We start from the raw sequence: 24,886 nt of genomic DNA, 5'->3' as shown, positions 1-24,886 counted from the left end.
AAGCACATAGTGGCTAGAGAAGGACGGACCAATGACGATCCACGCAGACCACTCTGCGCCGGAAACGGTTGTAGAGGACCAGGCTGCTGACGTTCGGACAAAATTCGGCATCAGCGTTGAGGACTACATGCTTCCCGCCCGGCACCAGATCCAAATGGTGAACCCGGACGGCACCCTCCGCCCCCATGACGAACAAGGCACCGAACCCGGCCACGAGTACCCCACGCCCGGCGACTCTGAACTGATGGCCGCCTACGAGCAGCTCGTCGTCGGGCGCCGCGTCAACGACCAGAACTCGGCGCTCGTCCGGCAGGGCCGCATGGCCGTCTACCCCTCAAGCCACGGCCAGGAAGCCTGCCAGGTGGCAGCTGCCATGTGCCTCAGCGAAGGTGACTGGCTGTTCCCCACCTACCGCGACGCCGTCGCCGTCATGACCCGCGGGGTAGACCCCGTAGAGGTGATGACCATCTTCCGCGGCGACTGGCACGGTGGATACGACCCCAAAGAGCACAACGTCGGCATCCAGTGCACCCCGCTGACCACCCAGTTGCTGCACGCCGTGGGCGTTGCCCATGCCGCCAAGCTGCGCGGTGAAAACACGGTAGTGATGGCCATGTGCGGCGACGGTGCCACCAGCGAAGGTGACTTCCACGAGGCACTGAACTTCGCCGCTGTCTTCCACCTGCCCGTCATCTTCTTCGTGCAGAACAACAAGTACGCCATCTCCGTACCGCTCAGCCACCAGTCCGTGGCGCCGTCGCTGGCCCACAAGGCTGTCGGCTACGGCATGGCAGGTGAGCGCGTTGACGGCAACGACCTCGTCGCGCTGCTCGCCGTGATGGACCGGGCGGTGAAGCTGGCCCGCGAAGGTTCCGGCCCGTTGCTGATCGAGGCCCACACGTACCGCATGCAGGCCCACACCAACGCCGACGACGCCACCCGCTACCGTCCCGACAGCGAAGTGGCCGAGTGGCAGGCCAAGGATCCGCTGACCCGGATGAAGTCCTACCTGACGGACAAGGGACTCCTGGATGACGCCGCCAGCAACCGCATCGCCGAGCACGCGGAAGCCGTCGCCACCCAGCTCCGCGAAGGCCTGGGCGAGGACGTCCCGGTGCAGCCCCTGGACCTCTTCAAGTACGTCTTCGCCAAGCCCACCCCGCAGTTGAAGGAGCAGTCAGCCATGCTCGCCAGTGAACTTGCCCGCGAGGAGAGCGCAAAATGACCGTCACCACCGCCACCGCCAACGTCAGCGCCGCTACCGCCAGCGCCGCCGCTTCCGCTGCGGCCACCGCCGAGGCAACCGGGCCGCAGAGCCTCACCATGGCCAAGGCTCTCAACACCGCCATGGCCGACGCCATGCGTGCGGACTCCTCAGTGCTGGTCTTCGGTGAGGACGTCGGCATGCTCGGTGGCGTCTTCCGCATCACCGACGGGCTCATGGCCGAATTCGGCGAGCAGCGCTGCTTCGACACCCCGCTCGCAGAATCAGGCATCGTCGGCATGGCCGTGGGCATGGCCATCAACGGCATGCGCCCGGTCATCGAGATGCAGTTCGACGCCTTCGCCTACCCGGCCTTCGAACAGATCGTCAGCCACGTCGCCAAGATGCACAACCGCACCAAGGGCAAGCTCAAAATGCCCATGGTCATCCGTGTTCCCTACGCCGGCGGTATTGGGGGAGTGGAGCACCACTGCGACTCCTCCGAGTCCTACTACGCCCACACCGCAGGCCTGAAGGTCTACACCCCGGCCAGCGTCGCCGACGGCTACCGCATGCTCCGCGAAGCCATCGACTCCGATGACCCCGTCATGTTCATGGAACCCAAAAAGCTCTACTGGTCCAAGGACCAGGTGGACCTGGGCGCCCTGCGCGCAGAGCACGACGCCGGAACCTCCACCGAGGGCCGCGCGGCTGTAGCCCGTCCCGGCACGGACGCCACGCTCATCGCTTATGGACCGTCCGTTCCCACCGCACTCGCCGCCGCGGCCGCTGCCGCGGAAGAGGGACGTTCGCTCGAAGTCATCGACGTCCGCACCCTCGTCCCCTTCGACGACGAGACCGTCTGTGCGTCCGTACGCAAGACGGGACGCGCCGTCGTCATCGCCGAAGCCCACGGCTTCGCCTCCGTGTCCTCCGAGATCGTGGCCCGCGTCCAGGAACGCGCGTTCCATTACCTGGCCGCGCCGATCCTCCGTGTGACCGGTTTCGACGTCCCGTTCCCGTCTCCCAAGCTGGAGCACTACTACCTGCCAAGCGTCGACCGCATCCTCGACGCCGTCGACGACCTTCAGTGGGAGGACTAACCATGAGTTCAGATATGCAGGTCTTCAAACTGCCCGACCTCGGAGAAGGACTCACCGAAGCCGAACTGGTGAACTGGCTCGTCGCCGTCGGTGACGAGATCGTGGTCGACCAGCCCATCGCCGAGGTTGAAACCGCCAAGTCCATGGTTGAGGTGCCCTCGCCTTACGCCGGTACCGTTGCCGAGCTGCACGGGGAAGCCGGCCAAACGCTCGACGTCGGCAAGCCGCTGATCTCGATCGCCCGTGCGGGTGCGGGGTCGGGTTCGCCCGCTGCCGCGGCTCCGGCTGCCCTGTCTTCCGGGATCGAGGCGTCGCCCGCCGTGGATGCCGCAGCTGAGACGTACCGGACCGAGGAAAAGGCCGGCTCCGGGAATGTACTGATCGGCTACGGCACGCCCGGGGGAGCGACCGGCGGCCGGACCCGCCCGCGCAAGGCGAGTGTCGCAGTCGTCGACCGGGCAGCCGAGCGCGTGGCTGAGCCGGCTGCAGTAGCTGAACCGGTTCTTGAGCCGGCTGTTGCCGGGACACGCATCCCGGGCAAACTCAGCGCTGTCATCTCGCCGCTGGTACGGAAGATGGCGCGGGATCACGGTGTTTCGCTTGACGCGATTGAAGGTTCGGGCGCGAGCGGGCTGATCATGCGCAGGGACGTTGAAGCTGCGATTTCTGCGCCGGAGGCTCCGGTTGCTGCTGCGCCTATTGCTGAGGCTCCTGCTGTTGCCTCTGCTGCTGCGGGGGCCGTTGATGGCCGCACCGGATTGGCTGTGTCTGCCCGGACGCCTGTCCGTGGAGTCCGCAAGGCAGTGGCTGCGAACATGACGAAGAGCCGCTCGGAGATCCCCGAAGCCACGGTATGGGTGGATGTGGACGCAACCGCGCTCCTGGAGATGCGGGCCGAGCTCAAGAAGCGCGCTCCGCACGACACCCCTGGCCTGCTGGCCTTCATCGCTCGTTTTGTCACGGCTGGGTTAAAAAAGTATCCGGCCCTGAACACGCGCTTTGAAACCGCAGCCGACGGCTCCCAGGAAATCGTGGGCTTCGAAGGAATCAACCTCGGTTTCGCCGCCCAGACCGACCGCGGACTCGTGGTCCCGTCGGTGCGCAACGCCCACGGGATGAGCGCCCGCGAACTCGACGCAGAGATCCGGCGACTCACCGCCGTCGCACGTGACGGAAAGGCGACCCCTACGGAACTGGGCTCCGGCACCTTCACGCTGAACAACTACGGTGTGTTCGGCGTGGACGGCTCGGCCGCGATCATCAACTATCCGGAAGTTGCGATGCTCGGGGTCGGCCGCATCATCGACAAGCCCTGGGTGGTCAACGGAGAGCTGGCCGTCCGCAAGGTCACCGAACTGACCCTGGCCTTCGACCACCGCGTGTGCGACGGCGAAACCGCCGCAGGCTTCCTGCGCTACGTGGCCGACGCAATCGAAAACCCGGGCGGCGCGCTCGCAGACATGTAACCCCTCGACGCTCGCTCACATCCCTAGGGCTTGGGTCGGACGCTCGCTCACGTCCCTAGGGTTTGGGTCGGACGCTTGCTCACGTTCCGCGCCCTTGGGCGGGACGCTTGCTCACGTCCCGCGCCCATGGGCGGGACGCTTGCTCACGTCCCTAGGGTTTGGGCGGGACGCTTGCTCACGTCCCGCGCCCTTGGGCCGGACGCTTGCTCACGTCCCTAGGGTTTGGGTCGGACGCTTGCTCACGTCCCGCGCCCTTGGGCCGGACGCGCGCTCACTGTCCAAGGGCTATGGGACGTTGGAGAGTCTCTTGATTTACCGTAGGGGCCGCACCCGGCCACTCGCCGTATCGGGCCACGAGATCGGCCCCCATCGCCGGGCACTGTGCATCCGGCGAGCAACGCTGCGCAGAGCAACATGACGGTCATGCCCGCTCCTGGGTGTTGACCCCTCATTTGCCGGGCGGATCAATGTCGGCGCGCTCGGCGATCACGATGTCCTTAACATCGGTGACGTCTGAGGGCTCCGGCGCTGGGGCGAACAATGACACGGGAAGCATGGCATCGGCGCAGTCCAAAGTCGGGACGCTCGCTGAGGATTCCACCCGCATGGTGCCGTCAGCCAGCCGTTCCATCCGGTACTCGACGCCGTGGCCCTTCAGCTGGGAAGGCACTTCTCCCTTTTCCGAAGACCACGCAGTTGCTCTGCACCCCCTGACAGCTGCCCGGTCCGGGTCGCCCCGGAAGTTGGGCGTCACAGAGAGGGGCAAGAACGGCGTTGGCCCGGGAAGGATGTCCGGGCGCCGTCTCTGTTTCACGTCGTCGAATGCCGGTCTCGCTGCACGGCTCCGCATATCCCTGCCCGCCGTTTTGACGAGTTCAGGTATCGAGAAATCGTTGATGTTGCGGGCCACGGCTTCTGCTTCGAGGAAGTCCCTTGTGGCCATTACCCACGGGTCGGACTCCAACGGTCCTGTGGGAGCAGCCCCCTGCCATTCGACGGTCGGGTACGGCGGCGCCGGCCGCTTTTCAACCCTGCATCCTGCCAGCCCGCCGGCCGTAACTGCGGTGAGCACAACGATTGCCGTAGCCGAAAGCAGACGGCGATGCCGCCGTCGTGAATTTGTATTGCGCATGTCTTCCCCCAAAGTGCCCAAGGTTCCCGGGCACCTTCCACCCTAGGCGGACCGGGCCGATGCTGCGATGGGCACCCCAGCCCATGCGTGTCGTCAGCGTGCTGAGCGGAGCGACGGCGGAAGCGACGGCGGGGACGCGGGCCAGGTGCCGTATCGCTCGTCAAGGTCCTGGTTGGCGAGCTCCAGCGAGGATCCGCCACCGTATTGCTCCGAATTGATCCTTAAGGACACCAGTAGTGTCTTTGTTTTCTCCGGCGTCTGCCCCGGCCCATCAAAGTTCAGGCGCACGAACTGTCCCCGATCCACCTCGTCCTGGGAGGCCAGTTGTGCCAGCGAGTAGTCAAGAAGCGCGGCCGGATCGCCGGCGAAGGCGTCCGTTACGGACAGCGTCGCGTTGACGTAGGCCGTCGTACCGTTCCGCGCACGGTCCGCTTGGAACGTCGCGCCGGGGATTTCCGACACGGCTGCTTCAGCTGCCGCCATTGGGCGCGACGGTGCGGCGGGTGTGGTGCAACCGCTCAGCAGAACACCAACGACGGCGGCTGCGGCACCTTTCCGGAGGGTGCTAATGATCCGCATCGTTTGCATCCTGGTTGTCGTCGCGCAGGGAGTGGACCATGCTTCGCAGGATCCTGAGCGCTGTTGATTGGTCCTCTTGTGTCATGCCGGCCAGCATCCTGAGCTCAACCTCCCTGACCGCAGTGGTCGCCGTCTCCAGCTTTCGCCGGCCAAGGGGGGTGAGCTGCGTAGGCAGGACTTTTCCAACCCGGGCCTCTGCCGGTCGCGTTACGTATCCGTCCCGCTCCAGTGCTTGGAGCAGGACATTCATGGATTGCCGTGTCACGAACGCTCCACGGGCCAGTTCGGAGTTCGACAAACCGGGGCGCTGCGCAAGAAGCTCCAGGCACGAGTAGTGGGTCACGGTCATCCCGAGCGGCCGAAGTGCTGCCTCCATGGCGACGCGGAGGGCGCTCGAGGCTTCCTTCAGCAGATAGCCCAGTGACGTGGTGAGGTCGATCCCGCGTTGACTCATGTCAGTATTCTGACATAAATTGATGCGTGTCAGATAACTGACATAGAACTAAGGAGTTCCACCATGCCTGTCACCGGCCCCGACTTCATCTCCCTCCAAGTCCGTGATCTCGACGCCTCGCGGGCGTTCTACGAGAACTACCTCGGCCTCATCCGCTCGCAGGCCGGCCCGCCCCACGCCGTCGTCTTCGAAACCAGACCCATAGCCTTCGCGCTGAGGAGCATCGTCCCGGGTACTGATTTGGAATCCGTCGACCAACCCGGCATCGGCGCCGCTATCTGGTTGCACGCCACCGATGTCCAGGAAATCCACGACGCCCTGGCACGTGACGGCCACCCAATCGTCACGGCTCCGATCGACGGGCCGTTCGGTCGCACCGTCACCTTTGCCGACCCCGATGGATACCACGTCACGCTTCACGACCGGACCTAGGCAAAGAATGCGGGTGAGCTGTGGTGGTTCGCTCACCCGCAAATAAGAGACGTTGATCACTCTTCCGCATCTCGACATCACAAAACGCGGCCTGAAAACACGAACTTGCTGAGGGACCCCCTGCGCTGGATGCGCGGGCCGCCGTCCTTTGTTCTCGTTTAGTTCAAGTTGAAGGAAATAATGCTGAAACGTCTCGCCGCGGGTTTGGCCGCGTCAACTCTGTTGGTTGCGGGGGTATTTGCTGCGCAGTTAGGCATGCCGACTCCCGCAACCGCAGTGGCACCCCCAACTGCAAGCACCTCCTTTGAGGCTCCACCTTGCCCGGGTACCACCGCACATGTGACCGACCCGTCCACCACCGTCGAGGGAGTCAGCCTCGCCAACTACAACCGCGGGCTCGTCGTTCCCCTGTACACCGCCAACGGTGTCGCTCCTAACGGCGGCGATGCCACTGTTCCTCTGTGCGGCGTGCGGTACGCAACCGAAGCTGAAGGAGGACCTGCCAATGGCGGTCCTGTGAGCGCCTGGATGTACTGCACGGACCCGGAACTGCAGTCGTGCATCGATGGCCGTCCGCTTCATGACGACGTTGACAAGAACTCTGGCATGACCGACTTCCAACGTCGCGCCTTCGCCTACATCGTTCAGAACGGGTTCCAGTACACCAGCGGAACCGAAAGCGTATTCGTCACCTCTGATACGGACTCCGAGTCGCGCTACCGGGTTCAGCAGCTGGCCTGGTGCGTCGCGGATTACAACAACTTGCGGGAATACGCCCAGTCCATCTGTGATGAAAGCAAGCTGGGCCCGAACGATATCGAGGAGACACTCGACTTCCTGGCCGTGCCGTACGTTCCCGAGCTGGGCATTTCGCCGGTAACCCAGGGCCCCCTTTCTGTCGGCGACGAAGCGCGGGTAACGCTGAAAACCAACGTTGCAGGTACTCCCATCAACCTCTCGGCCTCCACGGGAAACGTAACCCTGTGCCCGGATGAAACAGACGCCACGCTGCGAGGCAACCTCCTGACTGTGGACACACAGCCCGTCGTTGGCGATTCCGTTGACGTCGATCTCTGTGTCACGGTTGACCAGCCCGGCACCCTGAAGCTGTCCGCCTCCGTGGTTCCCGCGACCGATGACAGCCTCAACTGGTTCCACAACGGCGACACTGACTGCCAGGTTTTCGCGGTCTTCAACCACGTTGACTCCAAGGTTATCAACGCATCGGCCACCGTCACTGTGGACGAGATCCCGGTAACGCCGACGCCGACTCCGACGCCTTCGGAGACGAAGCCGGTTGAGACGCCGACGCCGACCCCGTCGCCTTCGGAGACGAAGCCGGTTGAGACGCCGACGCCGACTCCGACGCCTTCGGAGACGAGGCCGGTTGAGACGCCGACGCCGACCCCGTCGCCTTCGGAGACGAAGCCGGTTGAGACGCCGACCCCGACGCCGTCGCCTTCGGAGACGAAGCCGGTTGAGACGCCGACGCCGACCCCGTCGCCTTCGGAGACGAAGCCGGTTGAGACGCCTCCGGCGACGTCGACCCCCTCGGAGACGACCCCGGCCGTGGCGCCGAGTGAGGACAGCTGCGAGGAAATCCCGGGCGTCGCAGGTAATGGAACCTCGAATTCGGGTGTTTGCGCGGACAGGTCCGTGAATGAGGGCTCGGATGAGAACCTGGCCTCCACTGGTGCCCAGGCGACTCCCTACGTAGCGATCGCTGCGGTTCTTGTCCTCTTCGGGCTGGTCCTGATGTTGGTCACCCGCAGGAAGGCAGCTTCCCGTCACAGCTAATCGTCACTAGCGGTAGGCACCAGCCCATTACGGCATCCCGTCGGATGCTGTAGTGGGCTGGTCCTGCTTTATCCGGCACCGTTCCCGTCACAAATGTGACGGTGTGCACGGAGAGTCGAGAGTCAGCTTACAATTTCCTGGGGGTCAGCTGGTGGTCTCCAGTTGCCCGCGATCAGCCGTTCAAGGCTGCCGCGATTTCCCTAGGATGCCCAGTGAATAATCCCCGACTCCGTTCTCTAAGAACCATTGGCTTAGCCATGACCACGCTTCTGATCACCGGAGGACTGGCCGTCCAGCCAGCCGCTGCTGACCAGATCAACATCATTCCGAGCACCCCCAAGGTCCTCAAGGCCGCTGCAGAGACCCCCACTGACCAGTTCATCGTGGGTATTCGCGACAGCGCGGCCCAGGCTGCTGCGGTGAAGGCCGAGAACGCGGCGGACAAAGCAGCCACCAAGCTGGGGGTGCAGGCCAAGAGCTCCCGCGAAAATGCCACCGGGGGTCACGTCATCAAGCTCGATGAGGCACTTTCGGCAACGGAAGCCCAGGCTTTTGTGGAAACCCTTCGCGCGGATCCCAACGTGGCCTACGCAGAGGCTGACGACATCATGCGTCCCACCTCGCACTCACAGGACTACGGCTACTTGGAGCAGTGGAACCTGTGGGACAACCTGTCCGGCGTCCGCACCCCGGGTGCCTGGGACTACAACCACGGCGAAGGCGTAGTTGTTGCCGTGGTGGACACTGGCATCACCAACCACCCTGAACTCAACGCCAATGTGTTGCCCGGCTACGACATGATTTCCAGCGCTGCCGATGCGCGGGATGGCAACGGCCGCGATCCCGACCCCACGGACCAGGGCGACTGGGTGCCGGCGGAAGAGTGTGAATCCGGCAGCCCCGCCGAGAACTCCTCATGGCACGGAACCCATGTGGCCGGAATCGTGGCGGCCCTCGGAAACAACAGCATCGGCATCTCCGGCGTTGCGCCGGGTGCCAGGATTCTCCCCGTCCGGGCGCTTGGCGTCTGTGGCGGCTACAGCTCCGATATCGCCGATTCAATCATCTGGGCTGCAGGTGGCGTAGTGGCTGATGCTCCCGTAAACCCCAACCCGGCCAAGGTCATTAACCTCAGCCTGGGCGGCATCAAAGAGTGCTCCACCACGTACCAGAATGCCATCAACTTTGCATACAACGCCGGAGCCGTGGTTGTTGCCTCGGCAGGTAACTCCAACCGCCCTGCGGCTGATGCCAGCCCTGCCAACTGCCAGAACGTCGTCGCCGTAGCTGCCAGCGACAAAGCCGGAGCCCGGGCCGTGTACTCCAACTACGGTCCCACCGTGGACGTCACCGCACCCGGCGGCGACATGTCGGTTGACGTGAGCCGCGGAATTTTGTCCACCCTGAACTACGGAACCACCACGCCCGGCGAGCCGGCTTTCGCATGGATGGAGGGAACGTCCATGGCCGCTCCCCACGTGGCGGGCGTTGCAGCTCTTCTTATGTCCGCCGAGGGCAGCACCGTCACTCCTGCACAGGTGGAGCAGCAGCTCAAAGAGTCGGCCAGGCCGCTGCCGGGTGGCTGCTCGGCCGGATGCGGCGCGGGCCTGGTGGATGCCACCGCAGCATTGAAGAAGTTCGGTGGCACCGCCCCCGCTGCAGCACTGAACAAGAAGCTCACCGACTTCAACGGAGACGGCACCAGCGACGTCATTGCCCGCGACGGCAGCGGTGCCCTGTGGCTTTACCGGGGCAACGGCTACGGAGGCTGGAAGGGCGGCCGCACCCAGATCGGTGTGGGCTGGAACGGCATGACCTCCATCGAGGCGCCGGGCGACTTCAACGGCGACGGCTACGCAGATGTCATTGCCCGCGACGGCAACGGCGTGCTTTGGCTTTACCCGGGCAACGGTTGGGGCGGCCTGCTGGGCGCCCGTCAGATCGGTGCCGGCTGGAACGTGATGACCTCCATCAAGGCATCAGGTGACTTCAACGGCGACGCAACTGCTGACATCATTGCCCGCGACGGCAACGGCGTGCTCTGGCTTTACCCGGGCAACGGCACAGGCGGCTGGCTGCAGCCTCGCCAGATCGGCGCCGGCTGGAACATCATGACGGCCATCGACGGCGTAGGTGACTTCAACGGCGACGGCAAAGCAGACATTATTGCCCGCAACGGGTCCGGAGCACTCCTGCTCTACCCGGGGAACGGCACCGGCGGGTGGCTGGCCACCAGCCAAATCGGCTCCGGCTGGAACATCTTCAACGCCATTGAGGCGCCGGGTGATTTCGACGGCGACGGCAAGGTGGACGTCCTTGGGCGCAACACAGCCGGAGATCTGCTGCTCTACACCGGCGATGGCTCCGGATGGTGGCTGCGCTTCGGCCAGGTCGGCGCCGGCTGGAACGTCATGACCGCCATTCTCTAAATCCCCGCACCGGCGGCCGGTTCATTCCGCTCCCTCCCAGCTTTCCGTGGGTAGAGTAGAGGCCTGAACATCGCCGGATTGCAGTGGATACGGAGAACGCATTGTCAGCTTGGCTGGAACTTGGACCGGACAACTACGTCTTGGAAACCGAGGGATCGTTACTCAACACCGGGCTGGTGGTGGGCTCTGAGCTCGCCATGGTCATCGACACCGGCTGCGGCCCGCGCCAAGGCCGGGAGATCCTTGCTGCGGTTCGTGAAAAGACCCAGCTGCCGCTGGTGGTGGTGAACACCCATGCGCACTACGACCACTTCTTCGGTAACGCCGTTTTCGCTGACGACGGCGTTACCGAGTTTTGGGCGCACGCCAACTGTGCGGCCACCATCGAACGCGACGCCGACAACCAGCGACGCTTCGTGGCCACCAACGAACCCGAGATGGCAGCGGGGGAGGGCGACGCCGTCGAAATTGTTGTCCCGAACGCGCTGGTCCACGACCAGCCTGTGCTGGTGGACCTCGGCGGGATCACCGCCACGCTGTTCTACCTGGGCCGCGCCCACACGGACGGCGACCTGCTGGTAGGCACCAGCTCCACCCTGTACGTGGGTGACCTGGTGGAGCAGGGCGCGCACCCGTCGTTCGAGGACTCCTATCCCGAAGAGTGGGCGGATGCGCTGCGGCACATCTCGGCGCTGAGGCACCGTTACGAATTCCTGGTCCCGGGCCACGGAAAACATGTCAGTGACGAGTTCGTCAAGACAATGGCAGACACCATGGGCACCGCGGTGCGCCAGGCAACCCAGTCCATCCGCGACATGCCCTCAGACGCCACGAAGGCCATTCCAGTGCTGCCTTACGGCCCGGAACAATCGCGCTGGTTCATCAAGCGGCTGCAGGAAACCAACGCCCAAGGACGCACCTCGCTGGGCACGGCAGACTTTGGTCCGGGGAAAACGGGCTCCTACCCGTCATAAACAAGGTTCCTTACAAATTTCTCATCTTCTTTACTCCTGACTATGGACTATTCCAATAGTCCTTCCTAGGATGAAGGCGACCATTGGTTCGCGACTACCTGGGGGTGTCGAGATGAGGGGTTCGCGCGTTTTTCCGCGTGCTGCCAGCATTCTCCGCTCCGTCATGGTCGCGGGTGCCGGTACCGCAATCTGGATGGCGCTCTCAGCCACCGCTGCAAATGCGGACGCGGGTCCTGGCGAAAAGAACCTCTTGGAGAGCACGACCTCATCGAGCTCCATCAGCATTCCGCTTCCCGACGTAGCCCTGCCGGCCGCCGTCAAGGGCTTGCTGCCGGCCGATCACCTCAACGTCCCCGTACCTGCCGTCACGCCCGTGGTGCAGCACGCGGGCGGCACAGTGGACCAGGCAATAAGCGCCGTGCCGGTGGTCAACCAGGTCCTCCCAGGGGACACCGCGGGAACAGTCGTGAACACAGTGCTCGTTCCGGCTACAGATACCGTGGACCGCACGGTTGACGTCGTTGTCCCGCCGGTGAACTCAGCCCTGGAACCCGTGCGCCTGGAACCTGTGACCGATGTGCTCAACCCCGTGGTGGAGCCGGTGGTGGGCGTGGTCGATGCTGTTCTGCCACCCCTCGATTCCGTGGTTCCACCAGTGACCCTTCCACCCGTGGTTGTGCCTCCGGTTGCCGTTCCTGCGGAAGAGGTCCCGGCTGCACCCGTTACCAGTGGATCAGTACCTCCGGCCGGACTGGACGCCGGCACCTCGCCGGGGACCGACGTCGTAATTCCAGCTGACCCGGCCACAAGTGCCCCGGCTGAACAAAGCCAACTTTCGGAACCGTCCGCGGCTGCGGGGGCCGCACTCGATGCATCTCCATGGGTGATGTCCACCCGCAGCTTCGGCCCCACCGGAATCACCGCGGTGCTTGGCGCCTCGTCGTCGTCCGCTGATCCGGCAACGCAACCCGGTCTGCCGGGGGACCGCGACACGGTCCCATCAGGCCTCGCCGGCGGCGGTTCAGCCGGGTCTTCCAACGGTCCGCCAAACCCGGCGGCAGCGTTCCTCGCCGCCGCCCTGATCATCCCTGCCGACGCACTTCCTGGCCTCGCAACGGCCAGCGACGAACAACATCCCAAGCCGGTTTCATTCGATCCCGGCTCCTCTCCTGACTAGGTCCCCAGCCTTGCTGCACCGACTTTCGCGGCAGACGGCACTACAGACGATCCGTCATCGGACGTCTCCGGGAACAAGACCTTCAGGAGAAAAAGACCATGAACACGACCATACGCAAGTGCCTGATCGGCACCTGCTTTGCCGGGGGCATGATTGTCCTCAGCGCCACCGCAGCAAACGCCGCGGATACCACCAGCGGCAAAGACGGACTTCTGTCCGGCACGCAAGTGGTGGCGCCAGTAACAGCGCCCATCAACCTCGGCGCAACCTCTTTGGGCCTGGTGGGGGACTCGGCAGCAACCAGTTCTGCCACACCTGCTGCAACTTCGGGTTCAGCACCCGCAGCCACCACCAACGGTTCCAACGGCATCGGATCCGGGACGCAAGTGGTAGCCCCGGTAACGGTGCCCGTAAATCTGGGCTCGTCGTCAGTGGGTCTGCTGGGGGGCTCCACTGCGGCGAGCTCAGCCACACCTGCCGCCCCGGCCGGGGCAACAAGTTCGACGCCGGCAGCAACCACCGGCGGCGCCGACGGTATCGCCTCGGGAACCCAGGTTGTCGCACCGGTGACGGTCCCCATCACGGTGGGGTCGACGTCGGCCGGCGTACTCGGTGACTCGGCAGCAACTTCAGGATCAGCAGCTCCTGCACAGGCCCAAGCGCCCGCGCAGGCAACAACGTCGGGGGGAGAGGGTATCGCGTCCGGCGCTCAGGTAGTGGCTCCGATTTCGGTCCCTGTTAACATCGGAGCCACTGCCGTGGGTGTGGCTGGGGATTCTGCAGCTACGTCCAGCGGTGGAGGTTCAGCTGCTTCTCCTGCCGGCATCGGTTCGGGTGCTTCGACGTCCGGGTCCGAGGGCGTTGGTTCGGGGACGCAGGTTGTTGCTCCGATTACGGCTCCGGTGAGCGTTGGTTCAACCTCTGCTGGCGTGCTGGGTGACTCGTCAGCCACCACCGGCGGTACCAGTGGTTCCACGGGTGGTTCGGCTCCTGCTGGTTCGGGTGCTTCGACGTCCGGGTCCGAGGGTATTGGTTCGGGGACGCAGGTTGTTGCTCCGATTACTGCCCCGGTGAGCGTTGGTTCAACCTCGGCCGGGCTGTTGGGTGACTCGTCAGCCACGTCCGGTTCCAACGGCTCCACCGGCGGCACGACCGGCACCTCGCCGGGTGCCAGCACCTCGGGATCTGACGGCATCCTTGCAGGCACCCAGGTGATCGTTCCGATCACCGCTCCCGTAACTATTGGCTCGACTTCGGTAGGCATCGGTGGCGGTTCTGCCGGTAACGTAACACCTCCGGTAGTCACTCCTCCGGTAGTCACCCCGCCGGTAGTCACCCCGCCGGTTGTTGCTCCTCCGGTAGTCACTCCTCCGGCCGAGTCCCCGATCACCGGAAGCCCCTCGACGGGCGGAGAACCTGGCGTGGACGAGCCCGTTGCCGGCGCCGTGACCGGAAGCATCACTGGCGGAAGTATCGTGACCGCAGGCAGCGTTCACTCGGCTGTTGGCACCAAAGGTTCGGTGACCGCGGCAGCTTCCACCGCCGTCGGAAATGCCAAAACCCTGGCCGCTACGGGACTGGATGGCAGCTTCGCACTCTGGGCAGGAGCGTTGCTCGTGATGGGCCTGGTCCTGACCGCCCTTGGTCGTCGGAAGGCAGCAGCCATCCGCAGCTAGGGCCGAGTGGTAATTCCGCTTCGCATGTAGTTGTTGCGGCTCCGGTCTTCGGAGCCGCAACAACTGCGCGCCGCACCCAAAACAGGGTGCGCGGTCAGTGAGGCTCTTGACGAGTTCTAGGATGAAAGGGATGACCACCACCCAAGCAGACAAGAACTTCAGCCTTCGCAGCATTGCGCTTCCGGCCTTCGGGCCCGCTCTGCTGTTCTGTATAGGCGAGGGGGCGGTCCTGCCGGTCATTGCGCTCTCGGCCCGGGAGCTGGGCGCTTCGGTGGCTGTGTCGGCGTTGATCGTGACGCTCATTGGGCTCGGCTCGTGGATCTTCAACATTCCGGCGTCGATCATCACCGAGAAGTTTGGTGAACGATGGTCAATCGTTGGCGCCGGTGCCTTGGGAGCCATGGCCTTGGGTGCTGCGGCTTTTGCCCCGCAGGTGGAGCACGGACTCTGGTTGCTCGCGGCGTCCATGACGTTGGTGGGCATGTCCGCGAGCGTCTTCAACCTTGCCCGGCAGAAGTACCTCACCGAGGCCGTGCCGGTCATCTTCCGGGCCCGGGCGCTGTCCACTCTGGGCGGTGTCACCAGGATCGGCATCTTCATTGGACCGTTCATTGGTGCCGGCGTGATGCAGTTCGCGGGCATCAGTGGTGCGTACTGGGTGGGGTTCGCGGGAATGATGGCGGCGGCTGCCTTGTCGCTCACCATCCCGGATTTGGTCGCCCCCGACACGTCCGACGGCGGTCCGCGCCCTCCGGCGTCGACGCTGCGGAGCGTAGCGGTGTCGCACGCGGGGGTGTTCCTGAGCGTCGGTTTCGGCATCCTGCTGCTGAGCGCACTGCGGGCTTCGCGCCAGGTAGTCATCCCACTATGGGCCGATCATCTGGGCCTCGACGCCACCCATGCTTCACTGCTGTTCGGCTTGTCCGGAGCGATCGACATGCTGGTCTTCTACCCGGCGGGGAAGCTCATGGACAGGAAGGGCCGGCAATGGGTGGCGATACCGTCCACGGTGATCATGGGGTCGGCACTGATCCTGATCCCGTTCACGGCTGGTTTTGTCCCGTTGCTCCTGGTCGCACTGCTGATCGGCTTCGGCAATGGCATCAGTTCCGGATTGATCATGACGCTGGGCGCAGACTTCTCGCCGGACAACGGGCGGAGCCATTTCCTGGGAATCTGGCGTTTCATCGCGGACTCCGGCGCCACCGGGGGACCCGTGCTGTTATCGGGGCTGACTGCTGCGCTCTCGCTCTCGGCAGGCATCTGGGCCACAGGAATACTTGGCTTCGCAGCGGCAGCGGTGTTCGCCGTCGCAATTCCGCGGCTGAAGCACCGCCGCAACTACTGAAGCGCGAGCCTTCGCTACCAACTTTTATCGTGTCCTCGCCTCAAATCAACCCCATTAGGTTGTTTCAGCGCCGATCCCGCCCCAAAGTAGGTCAGGAAGCCACGCGTCCCGCGAGCGGACGCTTCCACGTCCGGTCTGGCACCTTGCCCGTCACCAATGCCACAGCGATCACCAGCAGCACCAGCCCCCACGTCGCGTTCGCTGTGTCGAGGGCCGTCCGCATCACCACAAAGGGCGGAATGACAGCCAGAACAGTGGCAGTGATGATCCGCCACATCGCCGGCCTCGACGCACCCGGGGCCAGGGCAGTGCTTGCAAGTTCCAGCCGGACCAGCGGCATGGAGGCCAGCAGCACCAGGGCCCACGCTGCCACATAGAAGAGGGGACGGCTGAGCCACCAATCCAAGCCCGCAGGCTCAGGGAACGGAAGCCGCAGCAGCAATGCGATCCCGAACATGGCAATGATCAACGGCAGGTGCCACAGGTAGATGGTCATGGCCCGGCTGCCCACAACGAACATCACTTTCTGCACCCAGCCACGATGCACGCAGCGCTGCAGGGCCGGGTACGCAGCCTTGACCAGCAGCACATGCGCCAGGCCCACAAGGATCAGCGGAAACATCGGCGGGTTCTGGTTGGTCAGCATGTCCACGGGATACGGGCCCGAGTGAGTGAGCAGAACCATCGCCGCGTAGCAACCGACCGCAGCCAGAACCAGCTGCCAGCGCGCAAAGCGGTCGAAGAACCCGTCGGCGTAGAAGAATCCAAGCTGTTGCAGCAATCCCCAAACGAACACCATGTTCAGCAGCCCGATCGGGTTGGAGTCGAAACCCCAGGGATTGTGCTCCAGGCCCAGGCGGAGGACATCGACGACGACGGCGCCCGCGGCCAACGCGGCGATGGTCCGGTAGGGCGCGGCTTCGTGGAGCTTGGCCATGGTGGGGACCATGGCCTGGCAGATCAGGTAGGCGGCAAGGAACCACAGCTGTACTCCTGCTCCTGCGGCGATCACGGTGAGCAGATCGCCCGGGACGCCGGCCGCCGTCGCAATCCAGAGCGCAATGGCGAGGAACGCGTACAACGCAACCGTAGGACGAACCAGGCGCAGCACACGGTTCCTTAGGTAGTCGCCGGCATCGCCTCCCTTGCGGCGCAGGCTCCGCCACGAGGTCAAGGAGGCGAAACCGCCGACGATGAAGAAGAGCGGCATGACCTGGCCGAACCATGTGCCTTGAGCAAACCAGCTCAGGGAAGTCAGCGGATTGCCGACGCCGATGCCGGATTCGTCCACGCTGATGCCCATCATGAGCAGGTGCACAGCCACCACGGCGAACATGCAGGCAACCCGGATGAAGTCGACCACCAGGTCGCGTGAGGCAGGGGCGGCCGGATTGAGACCGCGAGGGCCGTGCTTAAGGGTGGAAGACATGGGAGCTCCTGGAGTTAACCGCTGTTTGTCCATCGATTGGAGTAACTCTAGCGCATGCGATCACATCCGTCGACGTCATTCGCGGAAACGTTGCGTCTTACCGGGTCAGTATTGCCGCCGCCGGGCGTAGCCTTGATGGGAGGGCCCGGCCAATTTCCCGAGTTTGAGGCAGTGCATTGAGGGTCCCGCCACATCCCACCAATCAAGAATGGCAGCGCTGATCACTATGCACATCAGGGAATTTTGGAATCAGCTTTCTTCCGAAACGCAGCAATGGCTCATCAACAATCCCGGCAGTGTCATCGTGCCGCGGACAGTCACGGCAATCATCAAGGGGCAGACGGGTGAGGACGGTGCCGTAGACGGACACGGGGGCACGGTGCTTACGGATGAGGACCGTGCCTTCATCCGGGAACAGGCCCGCCGGACCCGTAGCGAAGCTGTCGAGGGCTGAGCCGTTCGGTGGGCGGGCGCCGTCGTCGGGCTTTAGGCCTTACGTTGGGCTTTAAGCCTGACGGGGGTCAGGCCTTGCGGGCCGCCAAGCCGAACAGCCATGTACCGCCGAGCGCTGAAAGATATCCGGCGATCACGATGAAGGCCGTGCCCGCCCAGAAGTAGTCGATGGTGCTGTCCGCACTGAGTCCGGGCATCACCTGGAGCAATGAATAGGCGGCCACCATCAAGGCGGCCAGCAATGCGGCGACGGTGAGCCAGACCCAGATCCGGGAGGCGGCCCAATGCTCGCCGTAGCCCTTCCACACGTTCCATGTGCTGCCTGTCCGCAGGACCAGCCATCCCGCCGGCAGCATCACGGCGCCCACCACCAGGAACGCGGCGATGACGTCGGCGGGGCGGTGCCATTGGTTGATGAGGGTGGAGACTCCGGTGGCCACCGCGAAGGTACTTCCGAGGAAACCGGCCAGCGGACGCCAGCGTGGGGACACCATGAGGAAGACGGCTGCCGCGGCGGAGGCGGCCAGGGTGGTGTGCCCTGACGGGAGCGAGTTTAGTTCCAATGTCTGCACGCCGCGGTCGGGCCGGTCGGGGATGAAGAATTTGAGGATTTGGGTGGCCAGGTTGGCGGCGACGCATGCAGCCACGGCGATCCCCGCGGCCTTCCAGCGGCGGCGCGCCACCGTTACGAACAGCACCATGATGGTGGCTATTGCCAGCGAGAGCATGGGGAGCATGTCCAGGAATTCCGTGGAGGCACGGCCGGCGGTTCCGCTGAGGGCCGTCGCTTCGACCAGTGCCGACTCGTCGATGAACTGTCCAGGCGTGGTGCGCACAAAGAAGTAGTACGTCGCGACGAGGCCCACGATGCTTGCGGCCGTGGCCAGGCAGAAGAGGAAGCCTGTGCCTGCGCCTGCGTCGCGTGCTGGAAGCGGCCGTTTGCTCGACCTCCCGCTGGTGCGGAATTGCTGGGAACTCATTCTGACTAGACTGCCACAATTCGCTGGACGCCTCATGTGAGCTCCTCCCGCGCGTTGCGGGGTCAGTGAGCCACAAGCAACATTCCTGTGACACTTGACACGTGTTAGGCGCTCGTCATACGCTTCCTAACACGTGTTAGGGAAGGAAATCTACATGTCGGGAACCAATGGGGCTTTGCGCGAATTCACACGTAGAAGTGCCCTCACAGCCCTCGGCGCCGGGATCGTTGGAGTCACTGCGGCATCGTGGCCGCGCCTGACCGGGGCCGATATCCCAGGCCGGGGCGACAACAGCCTCAGCATCGCCATCATGGGCACCGCCGCAGACGCCGCAGCCCGCCAGAAGGTCATCGACGCCTTCGCGAAGGTCCACCCGGAAATCAAGGTCAAGGTCCAGGCCATCCAGGCAGTGGACTGGAAAGACTTCTTCACCAAGATCCTCACCATGGTGGCAGCAGGCACTCCGCCGGACGTCGTCTACGTCGCAACCGAAGGCGCCCAGCTGTTCGCCGAGAAGTTGGCACACCCGCTTGACGAGTACCTTCGCCGGGACGCCGACCACATGAAGGAGTACTTCGCGGACGTCCACCCCAGCCTGGTGGAAGCGTTCATGTACAAAGGCAGCCTGTTCCAGCTTCCCATCGACTGGAACGCCGCCAACATGTACTACAACACCACCGCACTCGGGCAGGCTGGCCTGGACAGGCCGGCCGACGACTGGACCCACACCGACTTCCGGGCCACCCTCGCGGCCATGAAGAAGGCCAATCCCAAGGACTTCACACCGTACTACTGGACCAACCGCCTGTTCGGCGGCGTGGTCCCATGGCTCTACGCCAACGACACCAGCTTCCTCAAGGAAACCAAATCCGCGGGCGGCGAATGGCTGTGGGACGGCTTCTACGCCAACGACCCCTCGCGCGGCCTCCGCTCCGGCGGCTACCAGTGGCTGGAACCCAACGCCGACGATCCCCGGGTCTTCGAATCCTTCGACTACCTCCGTGGACTGGTCAAGGACGGCCTTGGCGTCCGGCCCGAGGAAGGCGGCGGCAGCGCGCTGATCGGCCTCTTCGCCTCCAACAGGATAGGTACGACGCCGGCAGGCGGCTATTGGGTCCAAGGCCTCCATGAAGCGGGGATGACAGAGGACGAATTCGATGTCCAGTTCTTCCCGAAATGGCGGACACAGCGGCACCAGTTCGGCACGGCAGGCTACGCGATTATGAAGACCGCCAAGGACAAGGACGCAGCCTGGGAATGGGTGAAGTTCAGCTCCAGCCTGGAGGCCATGCGGATCGTGTTCCCCACACCAAACACCACCCCCGCCCGCCGCTCCATGGTCAATGAGCAGCTCTATGCAGGAACCGGTCCACGGAACTGGAAGGTCTTCTACGACACCTTGGACAAGTTCCCCACCACAGGTCCCATTCCGGCGCCACCCCAGCAGGCCGCCGTCGAGACCGCCCTGATGAAAAACGTAAGCCTGGCTGTCAGCGGCGACGAGCGCCAACTCAAGGACGCTCTCAACTCCATGCAGCGCGACCTTGAACTGGCCCTGAGGAGGCAGCCATGAGTACCGCAACCAGTACCTCCACGGGGACGGGAAGTGAGCCGGGCCGCCGGCAAGCGGCCCGTAAGAACGCACAGGAGACCAAGCGCGGCCGCGTGCAACAGCGCTGGCTGCCGTGGGCATTCCTGGCCCCGACCATCGCGGGCATGGGAATTTTCACCCTGCTCCCGATCTTCGCTTCGATCGCGCTGGCCTTCTTCCGCTGGGACATCATCTCCGCGCCGACGTTCGTTGGCTTCGACAACTTCGCCGAGGTAGTCCAGGACCCCACCGTCCGGGTCTCGTTCCTGAACACCATCGTGTTCGTGGTGGTGGCGGTGGCGCTCCAGCTGGGACTGGCGCTCGGCCTGGCGATCATGGTGCAGGAGAAGCTCCCGGCCTGGCTGCGGGTGTTCTTCCGCTCTGCATTCTTCTTCCCGCTGATCCTGTCCGCGGCCTCGGTGTCGATCTTCATGCGCTACCTCTTCAACGAGCAGTTCGGCGTCGTGAACTGGTTGCTGTCCATCGTCGGCATCCCCGCGGTGCCTTGGCTGACGACGCCAGGCGGGTCGGCCGCCGTCGTGATCCTTGTGTACGTGTGGCAGAACTTCGGGTTCTCGTTCCTGCTGTTCATCGGCGGGCTGGCTTCCATTCCCGTGGAGACGTACGAGGCCGCCTCCATTGACGGCGCGACGGGCTGGCGCAAGCACTGGTTCGTCACCCTGCCGCTGCTAAGCCCCACCACCCTGGTGGCCTCGGTCATGGCCATCATCAACGCACTCCAAGTGTTCGACCAGCCCTACGTCCTCACCCGCGGCGGGCCCGGCGACTCAACGCGCACAGCCGTGATGGTGATCTTCGAGTCCGCGTTCCAACGCCTCGAGTTCGGCCAGGCTTCGGCGATCGGCGTGATCCTCACGCTCATCATCATGGCCATCACCGCCGCGCAGTTCCGGCTCAGCAAACGATTCGTCTTCTACCAGTAAGGCCCGCCATGACAACCATTCAAGAACGTGTCACCACCACGGAGCCTGTCGTCACGCGGAAGAAGCGCGATTGGTCAGTGGCCGTACGCGTCGTCGTCTTGCTGATCGCGTCCGTCTTCGTCCTGGGCCCCGTGCTGTGGACGCTGTCCACCTCGCTGCGGCCGCCGTCGGAATCCTTCAAGCTGCCGCCCGCATTCCTGCCGCTGAACCCGGACCTGACCTCCTACGAGCAAGTGTTCAAACAGCTCAACATCGTGGCCTTGGTAGTGAACAGTGCCCTGGTGACCGGGCTGATCGCCGTCGGGCAGATGATCACAGCCGCCCTGGCAGGCTACGCGTTCGCACACCTGAAATTCCGGGGACGCGGCGCGCTCTTCTCCATCGTGCTGGCCACCATGATGGTGCCCGCGCAGGTGACGATCGTGCCGGTCTTCATGCTGATCCGTGGAGTAGGTCTCTCCGACACCTTGATGGCGCTGATTATTCCGGCCATCCCGACGGCGTTCGGCACCTTCCTGATGCGCCAATACTTCATGGGGTTGCCGGGTGAGCTCGCTGAAGCGGCAGCCATCGACGGAGCCTCGCCATGGCGGACCTTCCGCTCCGTCTACGCGCCGCTGGCCATGCCCGGCCTGGCGATCGTGGGCATCCTGGCGTTCAACTTCCACTGGAACGAGTTCTTCAGGCCCCTCATCATGACCATCTCCGAGCAGAACTTCACCCTGCCGCTGGGACTGGTGTCGCTCCAAGGCAACCTCGGCACCGGAAGCATTTCAGTGGTCCTTGCCGGTGTTGTCCTCTCCATGATTCCCGCGCTGGTGGTGTTCATGTTCGGCCAGCGCGCGCTGCAGGACGGGCTCACCGCAGGCACGGGCAAGTAGTTTCCCACTCACTCTGAAAGGTGTTCCGTTGACGGACCTTGCCCTTGACTCTCTCTCCTCAGCTACGACACATCCGGATGCGGCGTTCCCTCGCTTCCACCCGCGGCCGGCGCAGGGCTGGATCAACGACCCCAACGGCGTCAGCTACATCAACGGCCGCTACCACGTGTTCTTCCAGTACAACCCGGACTCCGCCCGGCACCAGCAGATCCAGTGGGGGCACGTCAGCTCTCCGGACTTGGTCCGCTGGGAAGAGCACCCGGTTGCACTCGTTCCCCAGGCCGATGGACCGGACTCCGCCGGGTGCTGGACCGGCGTGGTGACTTCCGACGACGGAGTGCCCACCGCAGCCTACTCGGGCGTTCAGGACCACGGAGGGCATTCGCAGGTTGTGATCGCGCGCGGCTCCTCGGATCTGGTCACGTGGGAGCAGGACGGGCACGTTGCCGTGTCCATGCCTTCCGACCCGCTGGTTACCGCCGTCCGCGACCCGTTTATCTTCCACTTCAACGGTGCACGCTACGCCATGCAGGGAGCCGGACTGGCCGACGGTCGCGCCGCCTTGCTGCTCTACACGGTGGAGTCCCTGGACGACTGGAAGTACCAGGGGATTTGGCTGACCACGGCTGACCCCGTAGCGGCTGTCCACACACCGGCTGAGATCTGGGAATGCCCGCAACTGGTGCAGGTACCCGCATCTTCGGGTGGTTCCGCATGGGTCATGATGTTCTCGCTGTGGCTCTCCGGGGACGACCACGAGCACGCGAACGGCGTGGGCCACCTGATCGGTTCCATGACCTCGGACCCCGACACCGGTTTGCCCGTTTTCGCGCCCGTGTCCGGCGGCAAGTCCGATCTCGGCCGGGACTTCTACGCTCCGCAGATCATGCAGCTCCAGTACGGTTCCGCAGATTCTGCGCCTGCGGCTCTCTTGTGGGGATGGGCCAACGAAGGCCCCGGACGCGACGGCCGGCGCGGCCGCACCCAGGAAGAAATCGACGACGCCGGGTGGTCGGGTGTCCTGACGCATCCCCGCGTTGTGTCGGTGGTTGACGGCGCGCTGGCAATCACTCCTGCGCCCGAGGTTGAGGCTTACCGGGGCACTGCCGTGGCTTCCGGTGCTGCCGGATCCGTGGCGCTTCCGGGGTTCGCCGAGGTGCTGGTCCGGGGTGCCGTGGCCGGGTCTGGGTCTTCGGGGGCCGGGGCCGGGTCTTTGGGGGCCGTGCAGTTGGTCCTTGGTTCAGGGGATAACGCACAGGTGGTCTACGCAGGTCCCTTGGCCGGGGAGTTGCGGATCTTCATTGATGCATCCCTGGTGGAGGTGTACCAGTCCGGGACCGTGGCCACCACCCTCCGGGCCTACCCGGCTCCGGGGGAGGGCTGGTCCCTCAACCTCCCCGACGGCGCGACTGCCGACGTCTGGGAGTTGGCGCTGCCCGCCGAGTAATCCTTCACATTGCGGGGCCCGGTCTGCGGTCTATCCCTGTCTTTTGGGGCGCAGATCGGGCCCCGCATTGTTGGGCCCAGCAATGCACGGGCCTCATTGTTCAGCTCAGTGAGGTGCCGGGCCGGTCGACTCACGCACCACCAAGCGGCAGGGGACCATCGTCTCCATGGTGCGTGCCGCCGTCGTGCCTTCACCGCCCTCGATGGTGTCCAGCAGGGTGGTCATGGCCGCGCGGCCGATTTCACGCAACGGCAGGGCCATGGTGGTGAGGGCCGGGACCATGGTGTCCGCGATGCGGGCTTCGTCGTCGTAGCCCATGATGGACAAGTCCCGGGGGACACTTAGGCCCAAACGGGCCGCGGCGAGGGCGACGCCGACAGCCAAGCGGTCATTTGCGCACATGATGGCCGTCGGGCGATCAGCCGGGGACACGCCGTCGAGCAGTTTCATTGCGCCGTGGTAACCGGCATCGATGTCCCATCCCGCCATGAAGACCCGCTCGTCGCGGAACGGAACTCCGGCCAAGGCGTGGGCATCCCGGTATCCCTGGACGCGGAGCGGTGCTGCGGGAGAATCCTCGGAGCCGGCGAGCAGCGCGATGTCCCGGTGCCCCCATTGCAGCAGATGCTCCGTGGCCTCCCTGCCGCCGGTGATCTCGTCGGGAATGACGTGGTGAAGCTGCGGTTGCGGATGTTCGTCATAGCAATTGGCCAGCACGGACGGTATGCGGAGCATCCCCTGCGGGATCTCGATCGGTTTCAGGCCGACAGTGACGTACATGAGGCCGTCCACCTGCCGGTCCAGAAGCGTCTCGATTGCGCTCGCGTCCCGGGCAGTATCGCGCTCGGTGTCCATGACGAGAGTTACGAATCCACGGCTGCGGGCGATGTCGTCCGCCCCGCCGATGATGTTGCCGTCGAACGGGCTCACCACTACTTCGTCGGACAGGATGCCGATAACCCTGGACCGCTGGTTCCGGAGGCTCAGCGCGATGGCGTTGGGGGAGTAGTTCAGCTCCTTGGCGGCCTGTCGGATGCGGTCCTGGCTCTCCTTGGCCACGTTCCCGTCACCGCGCCCGTTGAGCACCAGCGAGACCGCGCTCCTGGAAACCCCCGCCCTCTTGGCGACGTCCAGTGCGGTGGCCTTGCGGTTCATGGGCTTCCTCTCCTGCCGGTTACTCAGCAGTCTACCTAACGCGTGTGAGGGGGCGGTCTGTCAGGTCGGGTAGCCCAGTTCTGAGAAAACAGCCTGCATGAAAGAGAGCGATTTGAGAAGACGTAGCCGGGATCGATGGAGGCATAGCCGCTGCTGTTAATGTACGGACGGACCTCCACACTCCACGTCAGCATCAAGGCGCCCACGCCGAAAGGCAGGCAGGCGATGAGCCGGA

At 64.5% G+C, this 24,886-nt stretch carries 21 protein-coding genes; 15 read left to right on the top strand and 6 right to left on the bottom strand.

From position 1 onward, the window contains the following. The first annotated feature begins 31 nt into the window (after positions 1 to 31). From pdhA to HMI60_RS15225, 3 genes are read left to right on the top strand one after another with little or no spacing between them, the layout of a single operon-like run. Entirely contained in the window at positions 32 to 1,225 is a 1,194-nt protein-coding gene (gene pdhA, locus HMI60_RS15235) for a pyruvate dehydrogenase (acetyl-transferring) E1 component subunit alpha (protein ID WP_193589901.1), read from the top strand. Further along, positions 1,222 to 2,307, top strand: coding sequence for an alpha-ketoacid dehydrogenase subunit beta (locus HMI60_RS15230; protein ID WP_193589900.1), 1,086 nt, complete (start codon positions 1,222 to 1,224; stop codon positions 2,305 to 2,307). The genes pdhA and HMI60_RS15230 overlap by 4 nt, the downstream gene beginning before the upstream one ends. Before the next feature lie 2 nt (positions 2,308 to 2,309). Continuing rightward, positions 2,310 to 3,773 (top strand): dihydrolipoamide acetyltransferase family protein, encoded by a 1,464-nt coding sequence (locus HMI60_RS15225; protein ID WP_193589899.1) that lies wholly within the window; start codon positions 2,310 to 2,312, stop codon positions 3,771 to 3,773. A 448-nt stretch (positions 3,774 to 4,221) separates the two neighbouring features. On the opposite strand, the gene HMI60_RS15220 is transcribed toward HMI60_RS15225, so the two are convergent. The 3 genes from HMI60_RS15220 to HMI60_RS15210 form a co-directional block, all read right to left on the bottom strand. Then, a complete protein-coding gene (locus tag HMI60_RS15220) occupies positions 4,222 to 4,905 on the bottom strand; it encodes a hypothetical protein (RefSeq protein WP_227453551.1) in 684 nt (227 codons plus the stop codon). Positions 4,906 to 4,998: 93 nt separating this feature from the next. Next, a complete protein-coding gene (locus HMI60_RS15215; RefSeq protein WP_193589898.1) occupies positions 4,999 to 5,484 on the bottom strand; it encodes a hypothetical protein in 486 nt (161 codons plus the stop codon). Next, positions 5,471 to 5,938, bottom strand: a complete 468-nt coding sequence (locus tag HMI60_RS15210) for a MarR family winged helix-turn-helix transcriptional regulator (RefSeq protein ID WP_193589897.1) — start codon at positions 5,936 to 5,938, stop codon at positions 5,471 to 5,473. Before HMI60_RS15210 ends, HMI60_RS15215 begins: the two co-directional genes overlap by 14 nt. 63 nt (positions 5,939 to 6,001) lie before the next feature. On the opposite strand from HMI60_RS15210, the gene HMI60_RS15205 reads away from it, so the two are divergent. The 7 genes from HMI60_RS15205 (at position 6,002) to HMI60_RS15175 (ending at position 15,771) form a co-directional block, all read left to right on the top strand. Further along, positions 6,002 to 6,370 carry a VOC family protein gene (locus HMI60_RS15205; protein ID WP_018776863.1) on the top strand — a complete coding sequence of 123 codons (369 nt, stop codon included), beginning with the start codon at positions 6,002 to 6,004 and terminating at the stop codon, positions 6,368 to 6,370. 339 nt (positions 6,371 to 6,709) lie between these two features. Next, positions 6,710 to 8,167, top strand: coding sequence for a hypothetical protein (locus HMI60_RS15200; protein WP_193589896.1), 1,458 nt, complete (start codon positions 6,710 to 6,712; stop codon positions 8,165 to 8,167). A gap of 257 nt (positions 8,168 to 8,424) precedes the next feature. Further along, positions 8,425 to 10,596 carry a S8 family serine peptidase gene (locus HMI60_RS15195; RefSeq protein ID WP_064721513.1) on the top strand — a complete coding sequence of 724 codons (2,172 nt, stop codon included), beginning with the start codon at positions 8,425 to 8,427 and terminating at the stop codon, positions 10,594 to 10,596. 101 nt (positions 10,597 to 10,697) lie between these two features. Beyond that, positions 10,698 to 11,570 (top strand): MBL fold metallo-hydrolase, encoded by an 873-nt coding sequence (locus HMI60_RS15190; RefSeq protein ID WP_227453550.1) that lies wholly within the window; start codon positions 10,698 to 10,700, stop codon positions 11,568 to 11,570. A 112-nt stretch (positions 11,571 to 11,682) separates the two neighbouring features. Then, positions 11,683 to 12,747 (top strand): hypothetical protein, encoded by a 1,065-nt coding sequence (locus HMI60_RS15185; RefSeq protein WP_193589895.1) that lies wholly within the window; start codon positions 11,683 to 11,685, stop codon positions 12,745 to 12,747. Between the two features lie 98 nt (positions 12,748 to 12,845). Next, a complete protein-coding gene (locus HMI60_RS15180) occupies positions 12,846 to 14,423 on the top strand; it encodes a cell wall anchor protein (protein WP_193589894.1) in 1,578 nt (525 codons plus the stop codon). Positions 14,424 to 14,553: 130 nt separating this feature from the next. After that, positions 14,554 to 15,771: an MFS transporter gene (locus HMI60_RS15175; protein WP_193589893.1), complete on the top strand. Its 1,218-nt coding sequence runs from the start codon at positions 14,554 to 14,556 to the stop codon at positions 15,769 to 15,771. A 91-nt stretch (positions 15,772 to 15,862) separates the two neighbouring features. Here the strand turns inward: HMI60_RS15175 and HMI60_RS15170 are convergent, their stop codons facing one another. Further along, positions 15,863 to 17,200: an acyltransferase gene (locus HMI60_RS15170; RefSeq protein ID WP_193589892.1), complete on the bottom strand. Its 1,338-nt coding sequence runs from the start codon at positions 17,198 to 17,200 to the stop codon at positions 15,863 to 15,865. A 208-nt stretch (positions 17,201 to 17,408) separates the two neighbouring features. Between HMI60_RS15170 and HMI60_RS15165 the strand changes: the two genes are divergently transcribed. Continuing rightward, positions 17,409 to 17,654, top strand: a complete 246-nt coding sequence (locus HMI60_RS15165; RefSeq protein ID WP_082924569.1) for a hypothetical protein — start codon at positions 17,409 to 17,411, stop codon at positions 17,652 to 17,654. 67 nt (positions 17,655 to 17,721) lie between these two features. On the opposite strand, the gene HMI60_RS15160 is transcribed toward HMI60_RS15165, so the two are convergent. Then, positions 17,722 to 18,633, bottom strand: a complete 912-nt coding sequence (locus HMI60_RS15160) for a phosphatase PAP2 family protein (protein ID WP_064721517.1) — start codon at positions 18,631 to 18,633, stop codon at positions 17,722 to 17,724. 154 nt (positions 18,634 to 18,787) lie between these two features. Here HMI60_RS15160 and HMI60_RS15155 point away from each other — a divergent pair, with 154 nt between their 5' ends. From HMI60_RS15155 to HMI60_RS15140, 4 genes are read left to right on the top strand one after another with little or no spacing between them, the layout of a single operon-like run. Continuing rightward, positions 18,788 to 20,206, top strand: coding sequence for a sugar ABC transporter substrate-binding protein (locus HMI60_RS15155; protein ID WP_079580870.1), 1,419 nt, complete (start codon positions 18,788 to 18,790; stop codon positions 20,204 to 20,206). Next, complete coding sequence (locus HMI60_RS15150; protein ID WP_193589891.1) at positions 20,203 to 21,168, top strand: carbohydrate ABC transporter permease; 966 nt, start codon at positions 20,203 to 20,205, stop codon at positions 21,166 to 21,168. The genes HMI60_RS15155 and HMI60_RS15150 overlap by 4 nt, the downstream gene beginning before the upstream one ends. Before the next feature lie 8 nt (positions 21,169 to 21,176). Then, positions 21,177 to 22,049: a carbohydrate ABC transporter permease gene (locus tag HMI60_RS15145; RefSeq protein ID WP_193589890.1), complete on the top strand. Its 873-nt coding sequence runs from the start codon at positions 21,177 to 21,179 to the stop codon at positions 22,047 to 22,049. Positions 22,050 to 22,077: 28 nt separating this feature from the next. Further along, positions 22,078 to 23,496 (top strand): glycoside hydrolase family 32 protein, encoded by a 1,419-nt coding sequence (locus HMI60_RS15140; RefSeq protein WP_193589889.1) that lies wholly within the window; start codon positions 22,078 to 22,080, stop codon positions 23,494 to 23,496. 105 nt (positions 23,497 to 23,601) lie between these two features. On the opposite strand, the gene HMI60_RS15135 is transcribed toward HMI60_RS15140, so the two are convergent. Beyond that, entirely contained in the window at positions 23,602 to 24,651 is a 1,050-nt protein-coding gene (locus HMI60_RS15135; protein ID WP_055971451.1) for a LacI family DNA-binding transcriptional regulator, read from the bottom strand. Between the last annotated feature and the right edge of the window lie 235 nt (positions 24,652 to 24,886).

It is taken from the genome of Paenarthrobacter sp. YJN-D, assembly GCF_015040335.1.
In the GTDB taxonomy this organism is placed as follows: domain Bacteria; phylum Actinomycetota; class Actinomycetes; order Actinomycetales; family Micrococcaceae; genus Arthrobacter; species Arthrobacter nicotinovorans.
Note: the sequence above shows the minus strand (reverse complement) of the source record. Positions and strands in the feature narration are given on the sequence as shown.